At 40.0% G+C, this 22,538-nt stretch carries 16 protein-coding genes, 1 tRNA gene and 1 CRISPR repeat array (1 of these 18 running past the window's edge); of the genes, 1 reads left to right on the forward strand and 16 read right to left on the reverse strand.

The annotated features are described in order from the left end of the window. Window positions 1-1,403: a CRISPR direct-repeat array (repeat unit 30 nt; unit sequence GTTTCAATACATCCTATATTACTATTAATC); it begins 57 nt to the left of the window's first position. Window positions 1,404-1,709: 306 nt separating this feature from the next. The 5 genes from QR40_RS31665 to QR40_RS02580 all read right to left on the reverse strand — a co-directional run bounded on the left by QR40_RS31665 (window position 1,710) and on the right by QR40_RS02580 (window position 7,894). Further along, the gene (locus QR40_RS31665) at window positions 1,710-1,850 is read right to left on the reverse strand and encodes a hypothetical protein (RefSeq protein ID WP_160295762.1); all 141 of its coding nucleotides are present in this window, start codon (window positions 1,848-1,850) and stop codon (window positions 1,710-1,712) included. Window positions 1,851-2,004: 154 nt separating this feature from the next. Next, window positions 2,005-2,901, reverse strand: coding sequence for a carbohydrate ABC transporter permease (locus QR40_RS02565; RefSeq protein WP_027293442.1), 897 nt, complete (start codon window positions 2,899-2,901; stop codon window positions 2,005-2,007). A gap of 12 nt (window positions 2,902-2,913) precedes the next feature. Continuing rightward, window positions 2,914-3,825: an ABC transporter permease gene (locus QR40_RS02570; RefSeq protein WP_027293441.1), complete on the reverse strand. Its 912-nt coding sequence runs from the start codon at window positions 3,823-3,825 to the stop codon at window positions 2,914-2,916. Window positions 3,826-3,904: 79 nt separating this feature from the next. After that, window positions 3,905-5,590, reverse strand: a complete 1,686-nt coding sequence (locus tag QR40_RS02575) for a type 2 periplasmic-binding domain-containing protein (protein WP_044293176.1) — start codon at window positions 5,588-5,590, stop codon at window positions 3,905-3,907. A gap of 15 nt (window positions 5,591-5,605) precedes the next feature. After that, complete coding sequence (locus QR40_RS02580; protein WP_052430661.1) at window positions 5,606-7,894, reverse strand: beta-L-arabinofuranosidase domain-containing protein; 2,289 nt, start codon at window positions 7,892-7,894, stop codon at window positions 5,606-5,608. A 306-nt stretch (window positions 7,895-8,200) separates the two neighbouring features. On the opposite strand from QR40_RS02580, the gene QR40_RS02585 reads away from it, so the two are divergent. After that, complete coding sequence (locus QR40_RS02585; RefSeq protein ID WP_027293439.1) at window positions 8,201-9,085, forward strand: helix-turn-helix transcriptional regulator; 885 nt, start codon at window positions 8,201-8,203, stop codon at window positions 9,083-9,085. Between the two features lie 64 nt (window positions 9,086-9,149). On the opposite strand, the gene QR40_RS02590 is transcribed toward QR40_RS02585, so the two are convergent. From QR40_RS02590 to QR40_RS02640, 11 genes are all read right to left on the reverse strand, one after another. Beyond that, a tRNA-Trp gene (locus QR40_RS02590) sits at window positions 9,150-9,220 on the reverse strand. A gap of 161 nt (window positions 9,221-9,381) precedes the next feature. Then, window positions 9,382-10,503: a metallophosphoesterase gene (locus QR40_RS02595; protein WP_052377747.1), complete on the reverse strand. Its 1,122-nt coding sequence runs from the start codon at window positions 10,501-10,503 to the stop codon at window positions 9,382-9,384. A gap of 168 nt (window positions 10,504-10,671) precedes the next feature. Then, window positions 10,672-12,522: an asparagine synthase (glutamine-hydrolyzing) gene (gene asnB, locus QR40_RS02600; RefSeq protein ID WP_044293178.1), complete on the reverse strand. Its 1,851-nt coding sequence runs from the start codon at window positions 12,520-12,522 to the stop codon at window positions 10,672-10,674. 36 nt (window positions 12,523-12,558) lie between these two features. Then, complete coding sequence (locus QR40_RS02605) at window positions 12,559-13,137, reverse strand: dipicolinate synthase subunit B (RefSeq protein WP_027293437.1); 579 nt, start codon at window positions 13,135-13,137, stop codon at window positions 12,559-12,561. A gap of 24 nt (window positions 13,138-13,161) precedes the next feature. After that, window positions 13,162-14,055 (reverse strand): dipicolinate synthase subunit DpsA, encoded by an 894-nt coding sequence (gene dpsA, locus QR40_RS02610; protein ID WP_044293179.1) that lies wholly within the window; start codon window positions 14,053-14,055, stop codon window positions 13,162-13,164. Window positions 14,056-14,187: 132 nt separating this feature from the next. Further along, a complete protein-coding gene (locus QR40_RS02615) occupies window positions 14,188-15,981 on the reverse strand; it encodes an alpha-L-rhamnosidase-related protein (RefSeq protein WP_052430662.1) in 1,794 nt (597 codons plus the stop codon). Window positions 15,982-16,013: 32 nt separating this feature from the next. Beyond that, complete coding sequence (locus QR40_RS02620; protein ID WP_027293435.1) at window positions 16,014-16,847, reverse strand: carbohydrate ABC transporter permease; 834 nt, start codon at window positions 16,845-16,847, stop codon at window positions 16,014-16,016. A 1-nt stretch (window position 16,848) separates the two neighbouring features. Then, window positions 16,849-17,691 (reverse strand): carbohydrate ABC transporter permease, encoded by an 843-nt coding sequence (locus QR40_RS02625; RefSeq protein ID WP_027293434.1) that lies wholly within the window; start codon window positions 17,689-17,691, stop codon window positions 16,849-16,851. Window positions 17,692-17,750: 59 nt separating this feature from the next. After that, window positions 17,751-19,049, reverse strand: a complete 1,299-nt coding sequence (locus tag QR40_RS02630) for an ABC transporter substrate-binding protein (RefSeq protein WP_160295763.1) — start codon at window positions 19,047-19,049, stop codon at window positions 17,751-17,753. Window positions 19,050-19,135: 86 nt separating this feature from the next. After that, a complete protein-coding gene (locus QR40_RS02635; RefSeq protein WP_044293181.1) occupies window positions 19,136-20,689 on the reverse strand; it encodes a response regulator transcription factor in 1,554 nt (517 codons plus the stop codon). Continuing rightward, window positions 20,676-22,430 (reverse strand): sensor histidine kinase, encoded by a 1,755-nt coding sequence (locus QR40_RS02640; protein WP_160295764.1) that lies wholly within the window; start codon window positions 22,428-22,430, stop codon window positions 20,676-20,678. The genes QR40_RS02635 and QR40_RS02640 overlap by 14 nt, the downstream gene beginning before the upstream one ends. Window positions 22,431-22,538: the final 108 nt, after the last annotated feature.

A 22,538-nucleotide genomic window follows, 5' to 3' on the forward strand; every position in this document is an offset into this window, starting at 1 on the left:
TTCTGATATTCGTTTCAATACATCCTATATTACTATTAATCCCTGCAGTTATAGGCGTTGTAATCTGGGGGATAGGTTTCAATACATCCTATATTACTATTAATCCCCAAATGCGGGCGGATTGTGGATGCAAACATACATGTTTCAATACATCCTATATTACTATTAATCCTTCGACAAAATACAAGACCTGTGGCCAGATTTGCGTTTCAATACATCCTATATTACTATTAATCGCTACATCGTGGCTATCAGCATACAAAAAAACAAAGTTTCAATACATCCTATATTACTATTAATCCCAGAACCGCCAGCGACTAACTTAAAGCCAACGCCGTTTCAATACATCCTATATTACTATTAATCATCTTCTGTAAATAATAAATATGTTAAGAAAGTTTAGTTTCAATACATCCTATATTACTATTAATCGCAACCATGACGCAGTGGAAAAATATGACCAGCTTTAGTTTCAATACATCCTATATTACTATTAATCGCTGCACGGACTATGAAGATATCCGATCCGATCTGCGTTTCAATACATCCTATATTACTATTAATCAAACAAGTAAATGACATCAAAGCCAAAGCCTCTCTGTTTCAATACATCCTATATTACTATTAATCCCACCAAGCGCCATTTAGTTCACCTTTCCTTTCAGTTTCAATACATCCTATATTACTATTAATCACGCAAGGCATTAAGGCTGCTGTGGTTGATGGAAGTTTCAATACATCCTATATTACTATTAATCACTACCTGCTTGAAACCGCGTTTATCGATGACGGTTTCAATACATCCTATATTACTATTAATCTATTTTCTTCTTTTCCTGTCATTAACCAATAAATGTTTCAATACATCCTATATTACTATTAATCAACAACCGGATTATATGGCGATCATGCAGTCGGTTGTTTCAATACATCCTATATTACTATTAATCATAGCTTTCATGCCATTTCGGAATTATCCGAGTGGTTTCAATACATCCTATATTACTATTAATCGGTGCAGCATTCTAAGTTCAGTGGTTATGGGATCGTGTTTCAATACATCCTATATTACTATTAATCTGATTTCCGCATCCTGCTCATCATCATAGCTGATTTCGTTTCAATACATCCTATATTACTATTAATCATCTTACGGAGATATTTCCGTTTTGTATTCCGTTGTTTCAATACATCCTATATTACTATTAATCAAAACATAGCCGCATTAGATGTTAAGGAACTGAAGTTTCAATACATCCTATATTACTATTAATCGTGCATAAAGTTGAGGGTGCGATAAAGTTGTTTATGTTTCAATACATCCTATATTACTATTAATCGACGGTAACAACCACGTGCAAACCTTGTTCTAAGTTTCAATACATCCTATATTACTATTAATCCAACCAATATTCAACATTCTTCCTTCCCACTATATCCCAATTCCCCTATAAAATCAAGGATTTTCTTATTTTTTCCCAGCCGACATCGAATTTTACAAAATCTAATACAAATACCTTATTTTCGTTGAAAATACAATGAATTTAAACGTTCTCGATTTTACCGCCTGGTAAATTGCTCTAGATAATGTTACCCTGTGCTGGTCCTGCTTCATTTGTCTGGTACTTTCCATATTCCAACACTCCCTCCTTACTTCTTCATCAGACAAAGTATGGGTAATGGATATAATATCCACCAATTTTAAGTGTCTACTCATGGCTTATATGCTCAAAGTATCCTTGGATATCTGCATCTACTACATAATTGATGCGTTTTCGTACCATGCTGATGCACATCTCTTTCACTGCCACATAGAAGCTCCGGTTTGGGCGAAAGCCATACATGTTCACCTGAAATTTCAGTTCATATACTGCTTCCTAACTGCCTACACCTAGCCCTGCCTGTTACCAGACAGCACCCAAGACTCGCTAACGTTGGTTTGCTAGACCTTGCCGTACATCATCTCCACCCGCTAAACCTATCCGCCCTTTTCTCTAGGCGCAGCTATCCCTTCACGGCTCCGATCATAACCCCTTTTTCAAAATATTTCTGAATAAACGGATACACACATAAAATCGGCAGTGTGGATACTATAATCACCGCATACTTCACCTGGTCAGCAGAGCTTTGGGCATAACCGCCTCCTACTGCACCGCTGCCACTGGCAAATGCTTCATTTAAAAGAAGGATCCGCCGCAGGACAATCTGCAATGGTTCAAACTTATTATTACTGTTAAACATCAGGGCATTGAAAAAATCATTCCAATGAAACACTGCATAATACAAAACCAATACAGCCACAACCGCTTTAGATAGCGGCATAACCACTTTAAAGAAATATTTAAAATGAGAACATCCGTCAATCACCGCAGCCTCATAAAGATCATTGGGAATTGAGGACTCTATGAACGTTCTTGCTATAATCAGGTTATACGTATTTACTGCCACAATCGTAATCAAAATCGTTCTGGTGCTGATCAGCCCCAGTGAACTGATTGTCATATACAGAGGAACCAGCCCTCCGCTGAAAAACATGGTAAAAACAAAATAGAACATAATTTTTCCACGTCCTTTGAAGTCCGGTCTGGACAATGCATAGGCTGCCGGCATGGTAACAGCCATATTCAGCAGTGTGCCAAGAACTACGTAAATGATTGTATTCAGATATCCTCTCCAGATTCTCACATCCTGGAAGACCTGTTGATATCCATAAAACCGGATATCTTTTGGCAGAATAGTTACCTTCCCCAGATTTACCAGATTGGAATTGCTGACAGATGCAATCAGAACAAACCAAAGAGGATAGGCAACAATTGCAAAAACAAGGATACTTAAGATTATCACTGCTGCCCCAAAGATTCTGTCAGCCGGACTTTTGTATTTCATTTTACTCTTTCCCATTAAATCCCCTCCTTACATCAGACCGGTTCCTGTACTGCGCTTTGCGATTGCATTGGTAGCCATCAGGAAAACAAAATTAATCAGCGTATTGAACAAACCCACTGCCGCACCAAAACTAAACTGGGATGACTTAATTCCTACCGTATATACATAAGTAGAAATTACCTGGGATGCGCCCAGATTCAAGCTGTTCTGCATCAGGAACACTTTATCGAAACCTACATTCAGGATATTTCCCATATTCATAATCAGCATAATGATAATCGTCGGCATGATTGCCGGAAGATCTATATGAATCATAGTCTGCCACCTGTTGGCGCCATCAATCCTGCACGCATCATAAAGCTGCGTATCCACAGAAGCCAATGCTGCAATGAAAATAATACTGTTCCATCCCATAGTCTGCCATACCCCAGACAGCACATAAACCGGCATGAATGTGGACTCTGATCCAAGAAGATTCACATCCTTTCCCACAAGATGGATTGCTTTTAGGAAATTGCTTATGACACCGGAGTCGTCCGCCAGCATAATCCGCAGCATGGAAACCAGTACAACTACAGATATGAAATAGGGGATATAAACCGTTGTCTGTACCGTCCTTTTCCACTTTTTATTCCGAATCTGATTTACCACCATCGCAAGAATAATTGGAATGGGAAATCCCACAAGGATACTGGCAAAGGAAATTACAAATGTATTTTTCAGAGTCGAGAAAAACATAGGGCTTTCAAAATACTGTTTAAAATATTTGAATCCTACAAATGCACCGCCCGTCAGCCCCTTAGAAAAATCATATTCCCGGAAAGCCAGCTGGATACCGTACATGGGCACATAGCAAAATATCAATATGTATAACATAGCAGGGAACAGCATGACCCATAACTGCCAATTGCGTCTGAAATATTTTTTTACATTTACCATAAATATTACTCCTCTCGCTGTATCACAATTCAAGGTGAAAACGCGGGATGAACAGTCTGATCACATCCCGCGGTTTTTATTATTTTGCCAGATAATCATCGAAAGCTTTTTGGCGTATTTTGAGTACATCTTCAAGCCCTGCCGTTTCTACATTTTTTACATAAGTATCCCAATCTGCATCGATATCCGATTCTCCTGTCATCCACAAAGACCAGTAATTATCTATAATGTTATTGATATTTGCCTGGGTGAGTGCCATGGTATTCTGATCTTCTTCAGAATATTTCATAAAGAGCTGCGGGTAATAATCCTGATCCGTTACCTTTGCAAGCGCATCTTTATATACCTCTCTCTCCTTTAACGCATTGTTCATATCCTCTGACATCTCGATATTACAGTCTTTCCGGATATATAATGGGCCGAAGTCTGCAAAGGTGTTTGTCCACTTCCAGGTTCCTGCATCGGTAGTCGGATCCGTAGGCGGCAGTACTTTAAAATTATTATCGTCAGTCTTTTCCAGACATCCGTCACTGATACCTCCAAATAATGTCTCAACACTTCTGGTTTTATCATAGAATCCATCTATAAATTTCATAGCTGCATTTTTATCCTTACACTTTGCACTCATCGCAACACGGTTCGCCTGCATATTCAGCTGGTCAAAGTCATAACTCCAGCGAGTATCATAAGTCCCGGGCGCACAGTCTATATCGTAATCCAGAGGCGCCAGCGCAGTATACTGGCTATATAACTCCGGACCAAATTTGTCCGTCTCTTCCCATCCAAAGACACAGCCTACAACGGCTTCTCCGTTTTCATTTCCCCTTGAAAGAGATTGAAATGCGGAGTAATCATTTGTAATTGCATTACTGTTAATCAATCCCTGGGCATACAGCCTGTTCAAATATTTCATGAATAACTTATAGCGTTCATCCACAGCAAAACATTTTACTTTTGCATCTTCTGCAAAATATCCGTCTGTCACAATATCGGTCATCTGGATTCCCATGGACGGCAATAATTTTAACAGGGAATACGCACTGTTGAACCATGCATTATTCCCGCCATAAGCATTAAAATCCAGCGGAATCTCGTCATTTGGATCTCCGTTTCCATTGGCATCCTGTTCTTTAAATGCTTTTAAGACTGTCTCCAGCTCAGTGAAGGTTTTCGGCTCTTTCAGCCCCAGATTGTCCAGCCACTGTTTATTAATAAATAAAACTGTATTGGTATCCGGCCACTTGCTCTGGCATTTCGGTATCCCAAATATCTGTCCTTCCGGCGTCTGTGCCAAAATCTGCGTATCCGGCTCAGCCGTAAACATTTCCCTGATATTCGGAGCGTCTGTTTCAATCAGCTCTGACATATCCTGAAACAATCCGCTGTACTTGGTATAGTCTGAATCCGTGGTAGCGTTAAACAGTATATCCGGGATATCCCCGGAAGCAAATCTGGTAGATTTAACCGTTTCCCAGTCCTGATAGATCTGTTCCCATTCTATCTCCACATTGCACTGGTCTTCTAATTCCTGCAGCCATTTCATATCCTCTACGCTTTTCGTCAGTGCATGGGACACAAACACTGCTTTTAACTTTGTTTTCTCCCCGCTGCCTCCCGTATCTGAATCGCTGTCCTTTCCTGCTGCCTCAGAGTTTTGCCCGGTTTCTCCGCTGTTTCCGGTAGCGGTACTGCTTCCTGCACAACCTGCCAATGATGTAAATGCCATAGCAGATGCCAGTAAAATTGCTGTTGTTCGTTTTTTCATGTTCACAACCTCCATTTATTTATTTATTTCATCGCATTTTTTCAGATAAAGCTCATCAAAAATGCGGAAAGTTCCTTCTCCCGTTAAGTTTTGAAATTTAACTGTAATGATTTTTTCATGATCGGGTTTTGACATTACAGGCAGTTGATAAGCAGCCTGATAGAACTCATCTTTCTCTTTCTTAACTACGTCTTCCACCAGTGTTACACCATCCACAACAATCCGATAGGAATTTCCCACATCCTGACCGCACAAGGTCATACACAATTCCTGTTTTTCGTTTTGTAATTTCATCCGGTAAGAAAACCATCCATCTTCCCTGCAAAAGCGGTAGGGATGTCCGTTAAGACGCATCGTATCTGTCTTTTCCCCTTTAATGCCGTGGGCAAGCTCATATTGGTCATTTCCAACTGGAATTACATCCGTCATAACATTTTTTAACCTTTTCGCCTGCTTTTCTTTTTCCAGTAAATTTACCAATTCCCTGGATTCCTTTTTATACAGTCTGAAATAAATACCATATCGATCCCGATACCTGGCATAATGGGGTGTGAAAATCAGTTCCTCCCCCTGATTGTTCAAACGAAAAGCAACCCGCCCTTTTTCCTTTACCAAATACCGTTCTATATGTTTTTTCCAGTCATTAATTTCTACATCCTGCAGTATAAGATAATCCTTCACAGTAATTTCCTTCTGGGGAACGAATACGTCAACCCCGGTTACCGTCATATCCATCATAACATTGCCAAGACCTGCACTCAGCAGATAAGGACCATATGAAAATGCCGCCACCCGTTCATTATCCGGCAGTCCCTGTATTTTCAATGTCATCTTCATATGCAAATCCAGCATATCATTTTGCACCCATTCCCGGGAAATAAATACATATCCGTTTTGGATTTCACCCTTTAGATATGTCCCGTTCAGAAATAACTCCGTATCCTCTTCCAGCCAATCCGGAATTCTCAGATACAAGCTGAATTTACGACCGGGTACCTCTGCAAATCTAATCCTGACTGCCAATGTATCTTCCTGAATTACAACTTCCATTTTCAAAGCAATTCTTCCATTTGTCCATACAAGATCTGAACTCACATACCTGCAGATATAAATCCCCTCTTCATTATGAAAATAAATCCCCTCCTGCAGTTTTGTAAAATTCTCCATCCCACTTCCGGTGCAGCACCAGAAACTGCTGTAAGGCGTTGTAAATACTTTAAAATATCCGGTCTCCATAGGCTGGAAATACATTGTCATTCCCGTTTCGGGATTCTGAGACGCTAATATGGCATTTAATTTTGTATGATCATAATAATCCATATATTTTTTATCGCCTGTGATCTGGAATAACCACAGTGAAAGTTTAAGCATGTTATATGTATTACAGGTCTCACAATTGCATGCTGTTCGTTCTGCATCCAGCACATCCGGTTCACCGAAATGTTCCCATTCGCTGTTCCCTCCCGTAGCATAAGTATGGTGTTTTACAACAATCTCCCAAAAGTTCTGTGCCGTTACCAAATAAAATTTTTCGGTTTTTCCAAATACCATGTAACGCTTTAAAGCTCCCAGTATCTTGGGTATTGTGGTATTGGCATGAAGCCCATTTAAAACATCCTTTTGATCATGCAAAGCCTCAAATAAAGTCCGTTCATCAAATTGATGTGCCGCTCGTGCAAAACGTTCCTCACCGGTAATCAAAAACAAATCATACAGGCAGTCATTCATGCCTCCATATTCTACTGACAGAACCCGGTCTCTGATTTCCTTTGTCCACCCTTCGGTACGATCTGCTATCCAGGTACCAAGCCTTCCCATTATCCGGTATGCGGTCTGATGATTGGTAATCTCATATACCTTGATAATTCCACTGAGTATCTTATGCATGGTATACCATGGAACCCATGCTGGTTGCCCATTTTCCACACGGTCAAATATCTCTCTGGAAGATGCAAATAAATACCCATCCTCCTGCTGGCACCTGTACAGTTCCTCTATGATGTAGTCCATCTTCTCCAGCCACAAGGGGTTCTTAGCAGATGCATAGATCTGGGCAGCTGCTGTAAGAAAATGCCCCAGAGTATGTCCCTGTATCTCGGTCATTTCCCATCCCGGATATCTCTCAGCTTTTGACTGATATCCCGCCGTTTCCAAAAAACCCGCCAGCAGACGGTCCGGATTCAGGGTTGCCAGATATTCCTCTTCCAGTCTGAAGGCATGTGACCATTCTGGATCTGTTAATTTTATTTTATCATAAGCAAATTCATAGATTGCTATATTTCGACAATTCTTCTCTGTATTCATATTTTGGCTCCTAATTTTCTTTCTCATCTCTATGTGGCTAATATACTCTGAGTTTGGGGATTCGTAAATATCACTTTCCTGTAAAAAGTATCAAAAAGTCACTTCTTTTTTTTATTTGCTTATCTTCTATCCTTTTGACACTCTTTCTATCGTTATGTACACATCGAACATTTTCCTTTACTTTTTTATATTTTCATTGTACAATATCCACAGTTTTATCTCTTTTTTAGCATTGTTGAAGATTTTATTTCTTTGCTAAATCGTTAAATGTTCTATTAAATATACTTATGGAGGTGTTAGAATTACATGTACGTATTTGAATTTCCCATCAAAAAACCAATATCTTATCATTTCACAGGAAAATTTGAAGCACCTTCCAATCACTGGGTGCACGAAGATCTGTTATTGCATAACTACGAACTTTTCGTCATGACGGAGGGCACTTTATATTTAACCTATAACAAGGAGGATTTTATCGTATCAGCGGGGGAATTTCTTTTACTGCCACCCCTTCCCGCTCCCAATAACCACCGCCGGGGATTGCGTCCCTCCCGGTGTTCTTTCTACTGGCTGCATTTTGAAACCGGCTCTCCTTTAGTCTTAAAAGACATACCCGGCAATGCTTTATTGTCCTGCGTCTGCGATCTGCCGGAAGATACCATATGCATTCCCAGACAGGGAACTGCCGATAACCAGGAGAAAATCATTGTATTAATGAAACAGCTGCAGGATGCTGTTAAAAATGCATATAAGCCGGTGATCCTGAATTATATGTCAACCGTAATTTTATGTGAATTATTCAGTCAGTTTTATACTAAAAAGGAAGTTCTGGGAAAGTCCAGAAAGACACAGAAACAGATCTATCATGATATCATTGATTTTGTAAAATTAAACATAAATCAAAACTTAAAAGTATCGGATGTCGCTGCACACTTTGGCTATAATGAAAAATATCTTTCTCATTTATTCAGCACTGTTGCGGGAATTCCGCTGAAACAGTTTATCCTGACAAATAAAATCAATGCCGCTAACTTTATGCTCACCGATACGAATAAATCCATTTCAGAAATTGCACATGCACTGGGATTTTTGGACAGCCATAACTTTTCCCGGGCTTATAAAAAAATATCCGGACTTTCTCCTTCTGAATACCGGAATGCTTTTGCTCAGAGAATGCTTTTTCATGTCTAGACAGCTTGCTCATTTGAGACAACAAAAAACACCTTCCATTTGGAAAGGTGTTCTTATCAGTTAACAGGGGATGAGAGAATCGAACTCCCACTAAAAGTTTTGGAGACTTCTGTCATACCACTTGACCAATCCCCTCTGTAAATTACCGACTTATTATTTATACCACAAATTACATATAATTTCAATACAAAATTGCATTTTTCCACAAATTTTTTTCATTTTTCCATAAATTACAGCAGCAGCCCATCACTGACAGCTGCTGCTTCTGTGTATATTCCCATTTCTTTTCCGCATTTTTATTTCCCATGCAGCTGAATGATTGCCAGCTCGGAATCTGTGCCAATACGTAACGGAGGTCCCCATGTGCCGATGCCCGATGTTACAATTACCGGAACTCCTTTTTCCGTAGTATAATAACCGTAGTTAAATTTTTCACTCAGCCGGGTCAGCAGATTAAACGGAAACACCTGGCCAGCGTGGGTATGTCCACTCATAACCAAGTCCACATTTTCATATTCCTCGGCATTAGATGGCCGATGGTCTAATACCAGCAAGGGTTCTTCTCCCTGGCTTATTTCACTGATTTTTCCCAGCTCCCTGCGATCACTTCCCTGACTACCAATAGGTGCCGAATCTCTTCTCCCTGCAATGGTGCAGACTCCTTCAATCGTAAAAATTTCATCTTCTAAAATATGGACACCTGTTTTTTTTATCAATTCTTTCATGTCTGCGAATCCTGTGCCTGCATCATGGTTCCCCCAGCATAAAAAGACACCATATTTACTTTCTATCATACCAATCAGTTCTGCGATTCGTTTTGGATTACGTACCCCCTCATAACTGCTGTCAAACAAATCACCTGCTATACAGACCAGATCTGCCTGTTCCGCATTCACTGCTTCTACAATCTGCTCCATTCTCTTCTCCCCATTAATATGTCCCAGATGCACATCGGACAATAGAGCCACTTTAAGCGGCGGGCCATCCCAGTTTTTTTCCAGCGTAATATCATAGTTAATCTTTTCTATATCCTGGGCATGCATTCTCCCGCCAATGATTAATAGAGTACAAAGCAGCAATACCACACCCGCAGAAATTACCTGATATTTCCCACGCCCCTTCTCACTAAGCCGACGCATCACCAAACGTCTTACGATCTCTAAAACACAAAAAAATAACATACTATATGCAAAAAAACCCATCCAGTAACAGCCTATTGCACCGGCAATCCTCACCCATCCCCACATAGGCAAACAGGATGGCAGCACATAGCTGCATCCCAAAACTGCAAATACAACTGCTACCCACCAGAACTTCAGCTTTGGTATAACCGCCCGAATAAAGGGCGTATACCTCCATGCCAGATATACGTTTAATAACGTATAAACTGCGGCAACAATTACAATACCTATAATCAAATGCTCTTCCTCCTTAGTTTATCCCCAACATACTTGAACATATTATACTTCTCTTTCCGCTGCCTGTAAAGAAACTATATCGCAAATGCTTCAATAACCCTAAAACATTTTCCCTCAGCAAAGAAATGGAGGAAAGATATAGTGATCTCTTTCCCCCATTTTATTACGCTACACAATCTGAATATGATACTGCTCCAGCCAGTAATTCACCTGAAGCATGAAAGCAAGCATCTGCGGTCCCGCCATGAGCTGACCATACCATGGTTTCCCGTAATCAGAAGGACTGTTCACAAAATCATTTACTTTTTTCGTATCCAGAAGCTGCCTGATCGGTGCATTTGGATCTGCAATCACTTCCTGCAGACGTTTGCCAAGCAGCTGTTCATATTCCGGATGATAGGTCTTGGGATACGGACTTTTTTTCCTCCACAATACATCATCCGGCAGCATTCCTGCACCTGCTGAACGCAGCAGCCCCTTTACAATACCATCCGGACACTTCATTGTCCATGGGACATTCCAGATATATTCCACAATTCTGTGGTCAGCCAGGGGAACTCTTGCTTCCAGACCGGAGTACATGCTGGTACGATCCATACGATCCAAAAGAGTCACCATAAACCACCGCAGATTCAGGTATGCAATTTCTCTCCTTCTTTTCTCTTCCTTACTTTCTCCAGGAAGCAGAGGAGTCTCACGAATGGTCTTCTGATATGCTTCATGAGCATATTCCTCCATATGAAGCTGGCGGATGACATCTTCAGACAGCAGCGTCTTTCTGGGCTCCATGCTCATGGACCATGGAAATGCATCTGCTTCAAAAGCCTCTTTCTTATGGAACCATGGATACCCTCCGAAAATCTCATCGGCACATTCTCCAGTCAGGGTTACGCTGTTTATACCTACCACTTTTGAGCAGAAATAAAGAAGTGAGGATTCTACATCTGCCATGCAGGGAAGATCCCTGGCATCCACCGCCTTAAACAGGTAATCGATTAATTCTATATTGTCACATTCCAGATAATGATGGTTTGTCTGGCAATAATCCACCATCTGATCAACCCATGGTCTGTCTTCACTGGGCTGGAATGAATTTGATTTAAAATACTTCTTATTATCCTTAAAATCAAAAGAAAATGTATTCAGTACTTTTCCCTGCTTCTTCAGTTCTTTCGCACAAATTGCCGTAACCAGGCTGCTGTCTACACCTCCGGATAAAAACGTACTGATCGGAATATCGGACAGCATCTGCTTTTTCACAGAATCTTCTAACAGCCAGGCTGTCTTCTCCACCGTCTCATCAAATGAATCCTCATGGGGTTTACTGACCAGTTCCCAGTAAGGCTTCTGCTCCCATGTGTGTTTGGCAAATCGGATAAACTGCCCCGGCAGAACTTCCATTACATTTTTAAAAACACCTTTGCCATATGACTTTGCCGGTCCCAGTGCAAAAATCTCACATAAGCCATCCCGGTCCAGAACAGGAGTGATCTGGGGATATTCAAACAACCCTTTTATCTCTGAAGAAAATACCAGGGTCTCACCTGCCATTGTATAAAATAAAGGCTTTACGCCCAGACGGTCACGGAACAGATATAAACTCTCCTGATTCGCATCCCAGATTGCGATCGCAAAGATTCCATTTAATCTCTTAATATAGTCCACTCCATGAAGCATGTATCCTTCCAGTATCACTTCTGTATCGCTGGTGGTTTCAAAACAGGCGCCTTCGTTTTGCAGCTCTTTTTTCAATTCGCCCATATTATAAATCTCACCATTGTAGACAATGGCACACTCTCTGGCTTCTGCCTTCTTTATCATTGGCTGATGCCCGGTGACCAAATCGATAATGGAAAGACGCACATGGGCAAGACCGCACCCCTTATTCAGATAAGTTCCCTCATCGTCCGGTCCTCTGCGCTTTTGTACCTGATTCATTTTCTCCAGAATACCCCTCCATTTTCTTTCCTCCTTGGCAAATTCCGTAAACGGATTACAAAATCCGGCAATTCCACACATAGCATCACCTTAACCTTTCTAACAACGTACTTTTATTTACTGAATAATCGGCTGATATTGCCTGCCCTGAAGTGCCGCTTCTACTGCCGGAATCAAAAGTTCCGTATGCGCCACCATTGAATTCGGCTTTTTCACCGGGTCATCCTGACCAAAAGGAACAAAATAAATATGCTTTGCATTTAAAAGCAGTCCGATATTTTTCATATTCATTCCCAATGCATCATTTGTGGAAACAGATACAACTAATGGCTTTTCATTACGCAGATGCGCCTTAGCCGCCATAAGAACAGGGGTATCTGTAATACCATTGGCAAGCTTAGCTATGGTATTTCCGGTACAAGGCAGGATAACCAGCAGATCCAGCAGACTTTTAGGACCGATCGGCTCCGCCTGATTGATTGTCATCATAGGTTTAATACCTGTGATTTTCTCCGCATCCGCTACAAAATCTGCGGCTTTTCCAAATCTGCTGTCAATCGTCTGAGAGGCATTGGAAAAGATAGTCTGTACCTCAGCACCGGCATCCACCAGCTTTTTCAGTTCTTCAAATACTTTTTTATACGTGCAGAATGATCCTGTAAAAGCAACCCCTATTTTTTTACCCTCTAAAGACATATCACTTCACTCCTTCTTAACATGCTACTGCATTACTTGCATCAATACGTCAGTCATTGCTCTTGCAGATGACTCGGGTGCATATTTTCCAGGAAGCCCCGGACAAAGCCATGCCGGAATTCCCAACTCTTTCGCTGCCGTAAAATCAACTCCTCCGGGAGCGGATGCTATATCAATAATAATCGCTTGTTTTTTAACGGACTTTAATAAACTACGGTCCATTATCATGTTGGGAATTGTGTTGAATATAAAAGAATACTGCTTAAGATTATCCTGAATTTCATCAAAGTCAATTACTTCATCTGCTAAAACAGAAGCCTCGGACCGGACATTCGGCCTTCTTGCACAGACAGTAACCTTACAAAACATACCTTTCAAATATGCCGCAAGTGTCTTACCGCATTTTCCATACCCCAGTACCAGACAATGGCTCTTGTGGAGGTTCAGTGGGCTTTTCTGAATAGCTTCCGCAATGGATCCTTCCGCAGTAGCAATGCTATTGTATGTCGCCAATTCTTCGTTTTTCATAAAATCACAGCATACAACACCTTTATCCGCTGCCATAACCTGAAAGCTTTCCGGAATGCAGCCTGCAAAAAAGTACTGTCCTTCCTTTAACGATTCCATCAGTACATTTAAACGCAAATCATCTTTTCCAGTCTGATTGTTCAAATCTATTTTATTTTTAGTCATTGGAACCGGTGCAATTATAATCCCTGACTTTTGAACGGCATTGGTCAAAGACTTTTCACACAGAACAGGCTCTCCCTTGATCCCGTCCGTCTTTTTATCCAGGCTTATATCTTTGCATAAACCATAGACACAGACACGGTACCCCTGCTCTGCCAATATCTGAGCCATATAAACCTGGCGCATATCCCCGCCGATTATCCCAAAATCATAAATATTGGTTATCATCCTTGTTCTCCTCGCTGCATAGGCTCTTATTACTATATGATAGCAAAAGTAAATTGCGCACAAAAAAAGATACTTTCCATTGGAAAGCATCTCAATCTGCAAATCGTTTCTTTAATCAGCACCCCCATTTTATCAGCACCCTCTCCTGAAATACCTCCCCAGCAGATAAATCGGGCTGGCTCCCCATGCGTGGCAGAGGCTCTTTCCATAAGGATCGCCATACATTGCATAACGCTCTTTTTCATCTTCACCCGGATCATAGGTTTCCCAAAATGTGGTGGCTCCTTTTTCAACCATTCCGCCCCAATAGTTCCGGATCTGGTCCAAAACATACTGACACTCCCCGATCTTTCCCATCATATCCAGTTCAAAAAATTTAAAATAAGGTGTAACAATCTGCGGGACCTGTTCATTATGAATCACATTTTTAATTATTTTATTTTTCTTATCCACATCTGCAAAATCATATAGCACTGCAAAGATATTAGCATGGCGGGTTACCTGTTTTTTACCGGATGAAAAACTGCTGATATATGCACCCTGGTTCTCATCCCAGAAATGCGTATCTATATCTCTGCACAATTTTTCCAGACGTTCCCGGTAACCGCACTCCTCAATCCCCAGAATTTCAGCCGATAGCAAAATGGCCTCCAGACTCTTTGCAAACAAAATCTGTTCTGCACATACAGCCCCCTCTTTGTCAATATCTGCCCAGTCAATAAAAATCCAGTCATTGCATTTCTTTACAATAAACCCTTCAGCATCCGTTCTGCCAATACAGAATTCCATCAGGCTTTTCATTTTAGGATAAATCAATTTTAAAAATTCTTTATCTTCATATCCCAGATAATATTCATATACACTCATTATCCAGAAAAAAGAATAATCTGTAATCGTATTAATATGACATTCTACCGGATCTTTCCCTCTGAGTGCCAGAATCGTTCGCCTGCTTATATCCTTATCCTGGTAAAGATACTGGTTTATTTTATATGCCTGATAAGCATCCCCTGACCAAATCCAACGGTCTCTCTTAATCCCATCCAGAAAAAATTCTCTGCTGTTCAAATGGAAGGTATATTCCGATATCTCCCAAATTCTATTTAATAAATCATCATTGCACTGAAACCTTTTCACCGGTTCAAGGGGAAGATATTCTTCTTTTGCAGATACTTCAATTTCGTTTGAGGTCTCCACCAGAATATAGCGAAAGGCTCTGTTTCGGAATACCTTTTCTTCCTGTACATGATCAGTCTTTTCATATAGGTAACAATGTTCTTTATCAAGCGCTTCCGTTCTGGATTCCCCATAATAAATGTTAAGTACCCCTTCTTTTCCGCTGCTTCTGATCAAAACCGAAGCAAATATCTCTTTCCCAAAATCGTATAAAATCCCTTCTTCCAACCGTTCTTTGGAAATTGGCACGATATCCTTATATGAAAACGGGAATATGTCGGGCGTTCTGTTTTTATCAAAATACAGCTCATTAAAACCTGCCTGCACCCATTCATCACTGTACATATTTGCTTCCCAGGAAGAATCACTGGCCGCATCCGCTCCCTCTGCATAGAGTGCCGGCAGCCCCTCCAAATGGAATACAACCGCCAAAAAGTCGTGTTCTCCTTCCGGCAATTGAATCATTTCCCCATATGGATATTTTTTTCCATCCACGTCAAAATATCCATTTCCATTTGCATAAACACAGATTCTGGTTTCCTTTTCAAAAACTGCTTTTTTTCGGAATCTCACATTGTGGCAGCAATCATCAAGGCGCCAGAATGCCGGCCACATAATATTCCTTTCTTCTCTCCTGGTATTCACCTTTAATGCGTGATATATCTCAAAATCACCCGGATACCAGATCCACCGTGCTCTTTGACTGTTACTGCCCTCTTGTGCGTTAAATTTGCCATAATTATCTGTCATAGTTCTACCATCTTTCTTCTATATATTAAGGTCTAGCCTTTGACTGCACCATCTACTAATCCCTTTACAATATATTTTTGAGCAAAAATAAAGAAAAGAACCACCGGGATCATGGATAATACCGCGGCTGCAAAAGCCAGATTATAATTTGATGAATACTGACCAAAGAAAACATACTGCTGTATCGGAATTGTTTTCACCGTATCTTTTTGCAAAACCAACAGCGATACATTAAATTCATTCCAGGTCCAAAGTGTCATCAGCGTTGCAATGGTAAAGGTAATGGGTTTTAAAAGAGGAAATATAATACTCCAGAAAATTTTTCCTCCAGTACACCCCTCCATTTTCGCTGCCTCCTCCAATTCCACCGGAAGTGCTTTTACGAATCCTGTATAAAGCATCACTGCAAAAGGAAGATTTACTGCGGCAACAATAATCATAACTCCCATATGGGTATTGAGCATCCCCAGTGATTTGAACATTTTATAAATCGGAATCATTACGGTCTGAAAGGGAAGCATCATAGATGCCATTAATACCATTTCATAGATTTTCATGGAACGTTTATGATAGAACCTGCCGATTGCATATCCCGCAGTAGATGCGCATAATACAATAAGTGCAACCGTCCCCACTGTAATAATGATACTGTTTAAGAAGCTTTGAGCAATTTTAGCCTGTTCCGCTGCCTGGGCAAAATTTTCAAAATGCAATATCTTTGGAAGCCCCAGAACATTGCCGGTTGTTTCTTGTGGGGTCTTAAAAGATAAAAGAATGCTGATCAGAAATGGAGCCAGAAAGACAACTGCCAGCAAATATACAGCAATGTTAGCAACAATTACACCAGGTGTGAATTTTTTTCTCATCTTAGTACTCCACCTCTCTTCTTCTGAAGAATCTCAGCATAAGCGTCCCGATGAGAGCCAGCATCACCATGAAAACAAAAGATACTGCCTGCCCATATCCTGCTTTTTGGAAAGAGAACAGATTTTTATATATATAAATAGCCAGTGTTTCGGAAGACCCTGCCGGACCTCCCCCGGTTGCAGCCATTACTGTACCAAATTCACGAAGGGCGGTAGTAAATGTTAACGTAATGCAGATCGTAAATGTAGGAATCAGCATGGGCAGAGTCACATACCGGAATTGCTGCCATAAAGTTGCACCATCTATCGCCGATGCTTCATAATACATATCCGGGATGTTATCCAGCCCAGCCATATAAATAATCAGATTAGATCCAACTGCATTCCAAAGTGCAATCACGATGATCCCTGAAATTACCGTAGACGGATTTCCTAACAAACTATGTATCCCAAATACTGCCGAAAATACATCTTTGTAAATAAATCCCCATACAAATGCAGCCAGCACAGAGCTGAGTACCATCGGAATAAAGAACACCGTCTTTAAAACCTTACTTCCTTTAATCCATCTGTTCAATAATAATGCCAATATTAAAGATAAAATATTATTCAGTCCGGTGTACCCAATCCCATAAATGAAAGTATTCTTAATTGGCTGCAGTACACTTTTATCAGTAAAAAACGTCTTGAAATTCTGCAAGCCATTATAATTGTATGTTTGAGAAATGCCATCCCAATCCGTAAACGCAATATTAATCCCCATAATAAAAGGAATTACAATAGCAAAAATAAATAGAATGGCAGACGGCAATGCAAATAGAAGATAACTCTTGTTTGATTTCATTTCTTCATCCTTTCTGTTCCCACATCCCAAATACCGGGATGTGGAATACTGGAATTATTCTATTTACCTTCAGCCCCTGCGATACGGTCAAACTCTTCATCCAGGTTCTTCAATAATGCCTCTACATCCTTCTCTTCCGACAGCAAGTGTTTAGAAACCAGTGTTTCAAGTGCCGTTCTGTATTCATTTGGGAAATTATGGTCAATAGACCCCTGACTGAACGTCTTGCCGCTTTCCACATAAGCATTGATATCCTGTAATGCAGGATCATCCTCCGGTGCTTTTGCTCCCTTCACAATCGTTGGCGTGTGAGATAGTTCCGATCCTCTGGTCGCCGCTTCCGGAGATGAAATATACGCAAGAAATTTAAGGGCTTCCTCTTTATTCGGTGAATCGCTGTAAACACCCGATCCGGATGCTGCGGACTGAATGACCATAACCGTATCATCTGCCTCATTGCTGTAAGGCATGGCAAAGATCCCAAGGTTAACATCCGGATTCTTTCCCTGCACATGTGTAACAGCCCAGTTTCCGCACAAAATCATTGCCGCTTTTCCAGTTGCCATTAAATCACCGGCACCATTCCAGTCTGTCCCAAACGGATCATCATTCGAATATTGGAAACGATCTGTAAAACGCTGAAATTCATCTCTCCAAAGATCACTGTCCACAAATTTTTTCTGTCTGCTGATCACATCAATAATCGCATTTTCATCCTGCGCCAATACCGAGGTAATATAATCCGTCTGCAAATTCCCCGAAATGCACCAGGACTCTTTAAATCCATTGGCAATAGGTACAATACCGGCTGACTGCAGCTTCTGGCAAGCGGCATCAAATTCATCAATTGTTTTGGGCACCTCTTGAATTCCTGCCTGTTTGAACAAATCTTTGTCATAGGTCACGCACATCGTACCAAAGGAGTTAGATACTGCCATTATCTTATCATCTACCGTAAGGCTCGCAAGATCCTTCTTATCAAAGTTCTTCATAAACTCTTCGTTAGAAAGATCCGTAAGGTATCCGTTCTTTGCAAAAGACTTTAATAAATCCCCCTCCACATACATAAGGTCCGGCGCATCGCCGCTTGCGATTTTCGTCTGTACGGATGTCACATAATTATCAAATGCCAGCCTCTGGATATCCACCTTAATATTCGGATTCTCTTCCATAAACTTCTTTGCCATTTCATCTTCCCATTGTGTATCTGTATCCTGCCCCGTATTTTTCATCCAGGTAATCGTAACATTTTTATCCTCTTTATTCCCCGCCTTTGCTTCATTTTGTGTCCCAGCGCAGCCCGTGCACAATCCAGCCAGCAATGTACCTACAATAACCGTTGCTAAAACCCTCTTCATTTTCAATTCCTCCTGTTCCTTTTGATAGGTATATTGTAAGTCCTGTAACGGCAGCGGAACAATTAACAAATTATCCATTTCATTCACTATTTATGGTTTTTAAACTCCTGCACCGTCATATGAGTCATTTTCTTAAAGATCGTGGAGAAATATGTAGTATTTTTGAAACCGACTTCCTCTGCAATCTCATATACTTTCATACCTGTATTTGTAATCAACTCCTTGGCAAGTTCAATCCGGCATCGATTCATATATGTCACCATATTTTCTCCCGTCTCCTTCTTAAACAAATTAGATAAATAATTTTCGCTGAGTCCAATATAACCAGCTACCTCCCTCAAATTAATATCTTCTTTAAAATGTTCCCGTATGTATGTAATCGCACGGGTAATATCTTTGCTATAAGCCTTTTTTCCAGCCATCATGACTGCGTAAACCGGTCGTAAGTAATTATTCAGTGCCTCCATTTTACCAAGGAAGCTGTTTTCTTTCTCCAAACATTCTTTTAATCCGTCCAAATCACCCGCAGATATTCTCTTAATTGATTTCTTTTTCAAGACCTCCGTATAAATAAAGATATAGACATCCTGCAACAGTTTATTCAAATACTCCACCGCTGGCTGCTCACGCAATATCTGCTCTCCCAAATGGTGTAATTCGACTGTAAGTCCTTCCATGTCCTGATGAAAAACTGCATATTGCAGAGACTCATAACTCACCTTCACTACAGACGATTCTATAACTGTACTCAGAGACCCGTAATCATAAATCTGATCTTTCCCCATGTAAACACTTCTTGCAAATGCCGATTCTGCCTGTTTATAAGCCAGCTTTATTCCATCCCATCTGTAGCAAAAATCACTTACCCCCAATGTAACTTCCTGATATCCCTTATCCTTTAAGTGATGATAGATATCCATCATAAATTTCTGCTTTTTCTCATGCACCTCACTCATACTTTTACAAATGCCAAAGTCATATATTAAAAAACATCTGCATTCATCTATCGGACAAAACGCTAAACGCTTCGGCCTGATTATTTTTAAAGTATTAATCGTATCTTTCCCCATGTCCCGGTTTGTTTCAATAATTATAACACTGATTTGCACTTCACTTCCAATTTCTAAAAGCTCCATACATGTCCTTAACTGTTCCCTGGAATACTCCTTTCCTTCCACAATACTTTTCAGGAATCCTTCAATAAAAAAGTTTTCTTTTTGCATTATAAACTGCTGATGCGCTTTCGACTTCTGCATGTGCAGCAATTTATTTTTCATTTCCATAATCACCTGCTCGGTTTTCTCTTCCTCCATATCATATTTCAAAATATAATCTTCAGCCCCGCATTTTAGAGATTCTTTCACAAATTCAAAATCATCGTAAGCACTTAATGCTACAAACAACACGTCCGGATATTCTTGTTTAGCCATTCGGATAAGCTCTACCCCATTTATAAGCGGCATACTCATATCAGTAACAACCAGATGAAATATCTCCTGATGCATGAGCTCCAATGCCTGTTTTCCATTTACAGCTTCCGCTGAAATAACAAAATTATACTTTTTCCAGGGTATCATTTCTTTCGCTGCATATCTGAAATTTTGATCATCGTCAACGATTAGTACTTTATAACTGCTCATAAAGCTCTACCTCCTTCGTTTCCTGATACAATGGCAGTCTGATTTCAATCTTCGTTCCTTCTCCTTCTTCACTAGTAATTCGGAAATCATAAGCATTTTTGTAATATGCAGATAATCTTTCCATTACAATTTTGATACCTATACTATTAAAACCCTTATACTTTTTCTCTTTATGCAAAATCTCATCCAGCCTTTCTTCTGAGAATCCTACTCCATTATCCTCAATCCTTAAGACTAAAGAATGATCCTCTGCTGATACCTTTATCCTTATTTCTCCCTCACCCGTAGACATGTCAATCCCGTGATAGATAGAGTTTTCTACTAATGGCTGCAATATAAACCCCAGCATCTTAAATTCCTTAGCAAGAGGATCCACTTCATAAACAACTTGAAAAGCATCTCCATATTTCGCCTTTTGTAAAAATATATACTGGTGAATGTAGTTTACTTCTTCTTCTACCGTAATGAAAGCATCCGTCTTTTTTATAGCAAAACGCATAAGGGATATTACAGAATCCACCATTTTCTCCACTTCCGGATCATTTTTCTTGTGAGCAAGCCATTTCACAGATCCCAGCGTATTGTAAAGAAAATGGGGATTAATCTGTGCCTGAAGTGCATTAAACTCGGCCTCTTCTTTAGCAAATTTCTCTTTTGCTAAATTGTCAATCAGATTCTCAATCTGAACAGACATATAATTAAACTGTAATCCAAGCATACCAATTTCGTCATAGCTAACCGGCCGGACTCTTGCTTTAAAATCCCCCTTTTCAATCTTCTTCATATTCTCTTCCATAAGTGTTAAATTCCTGGTAATCGTTTTGGATATAATCCAGGTAAATAATATTGCAAATCCAATGCTCACCAGTGCAATTAGAGCAGCTGCCAGAAAAATAAACTCCTCTTTCTTCATCAGTTCCCGCACTTTTATCAGACTTATAACATGCCACTGCTTCTTACTGCTTAAAATACTTGTTACCTGATATTCCTCATTCTCATAACTCACTCTGTAGTTTTTGAGAAAATAATCCTTATCTTCATCAAATACAATTCCCTGTAAAGATTGATTCTCTAAATCATAACAATAGTTTTGCAATACTGCTGAATGGGCATTGGTAATAATAAGATTCTCATTCGATAACAGCTCGTCTCCCCTGTCAATAAAGTCAAAAAAGGTCTGGTTCATAAAAAAGCACAGCAATCCCTTTTCCTCAAAATTCTTGTCATTTACAATCATTCTTACAAATACAATCTCACCATCCAGCACCGTCCATGCAATCGGACTGCTTTTTGTCACTAATCCCCTTAGATCATTCAGCTTCTTTTTAGCATCTGACATATCCTGTACCTCAGTTCCGCTTCTGCTAAACCGATATACCATTCCATACTTTGATTCTAGAATCGCTGCCCTGGAATACTGATAAAGGGATGGCTGCTGTATAATTGTATCTGCAAAGTTCGTGTTCTTCTCCACGTATTCGACAGAATCATCTTCAATATTTTTCTGCGACAGTAACTCCTTTGTACTCTGAAAATTAACAATTCGATATGATGTACTTTCAAACTCCCCAATACGTTCATCCAGATTATAAGCAATTTGCTTTACCAGGTTATTCGATAACTTTTCAGCATTTTCTACCATAATCTCCTTAAAAATAATAATACCAGCAATACCTGAACATAATATTGCAAATACGCTGACAAATATAAGAGAAATCATAATCTTCCTCTTCAATTTCATATTTTTCAACTGCTTCATCATCAGTAATAGATTATCCCACATAATATTCATCTTTTAGAAGAGCCAATTGGTAATTAAAATATTATTACTTCAATATTACTTCAATAA

This window comes from Robinsoniella peoriensis, from assembly GCF_000797495.1.
GTDB lineage: Bacteria > Bacillota > Clostridia > Lachnospirales > Lachnospiraceae > Robinsoniella > Robinsoniella peoriensis.

What these genes read in the sequence shown, in the direction of transcription:
- QR40_RS02605 (WP_027293437.1), bottom strand. Translation starts at nt 13,137, where the DNA reads ATGTCTTTAGAGGGTAAAAAAATAGGGGTTGCTTTTACAGGATCATTC.
- asnB (WP_044293178.1), bottom strand. Translation starts at nt 12,522, where the DNA reads ATGTGTGGAATTGCCGGATTTTGTAATCCGTTTACGGAATTTGCCAAG.
- QR40_RS02575 (WP_044293176.1), bottom strand. Translation starts at nt 5,590, where the DNA reads ATGAAAAAACGAACAACAGCAATTTTACTGGCATCTGCTATGGCATTT.
- QR40_RS02580 (WP_052430661.1), bottom strand. Translation starts at nt 7,894, where the DNA reads ATGAATACAGAGAAGAATTGTCGAAATATAGCAATCTATGAATTTGCT.
- QR40_RS02625 (WP_027293434.1), bottom strand. Translation starts at nt 17,691, where the DNA reads ATGAAATCAAACAAGAGTTATCTTCTATTTGCATTGCCGTCTGCCATT.
- QR40_RS02630 (WP_160295763.1), bottom strand. Translation starts at nt 19,049, where the DNA reads ATGAAGAGGGTTTTAGCAACGGTTATTGTAGGTACATTGCTGGCTGGA.
- QR40_RS02585 (WP_027293439.1), top strand. Translation starts at nt 8,201, where the DNA reads ATGTACGTATTTGAATTTCCCATCAAAAAACCAATATCTTATCATTTC.
- QR40_RS02565 (WP_027293442.1), bottom strand. Translation starts at nt 2,901, where the DNA reads ATGGGAAAGAGTAAAATGAAATACAAAAGTCCGGCTGACAGAATCTTT.
- QR40_RS02640 (WP_160295764.1), bottom strand. Translation starts at nt 22,430, where the DNA reads ATGAAATTGAAGAGGAAGATTATGATTTCTCTTATATTTGTCAGCGTA.
- QR40_RS02620 (WP_027293435.1), bottom strand. Translation starts at nt 16,847, where the DNA reads ATGAGAAAAAAATTCACACCTGGTGTAATTGTTGCTAACATTGCTGTA.
- QR40_RS02615 (WP_052430662.1), bottom strand. Translation starts at nt 15,981, where the DNA reads ATGACAGATAATTATGGCAAATTTAACGCACAAGAGGGCAGTAACAGT.
- dpsA (WP_044293179.1), bottom strand. Translation starts at nt 14,055, where the DNA reads ATGATAACCAATATTTATGATTTTGGGATAATCGGCGGGGATATGCGC.
- QR40_RS02570 (WP_027293441.1), bottom strand. Translation starts at nt 3,825, where the DNA reads ATGGTAAATGTAAAAAAATATTTCAGACGCAATTGGCAGTTATGGGTC.
- QR40_RS02635 (WP_044293181.1), bottom strand. Translation starts at nt 20,689, where the DNA reads ATGAGCAGTTATAAAGTACTAATCGTTGACGATGATCAAAATTTCAGA.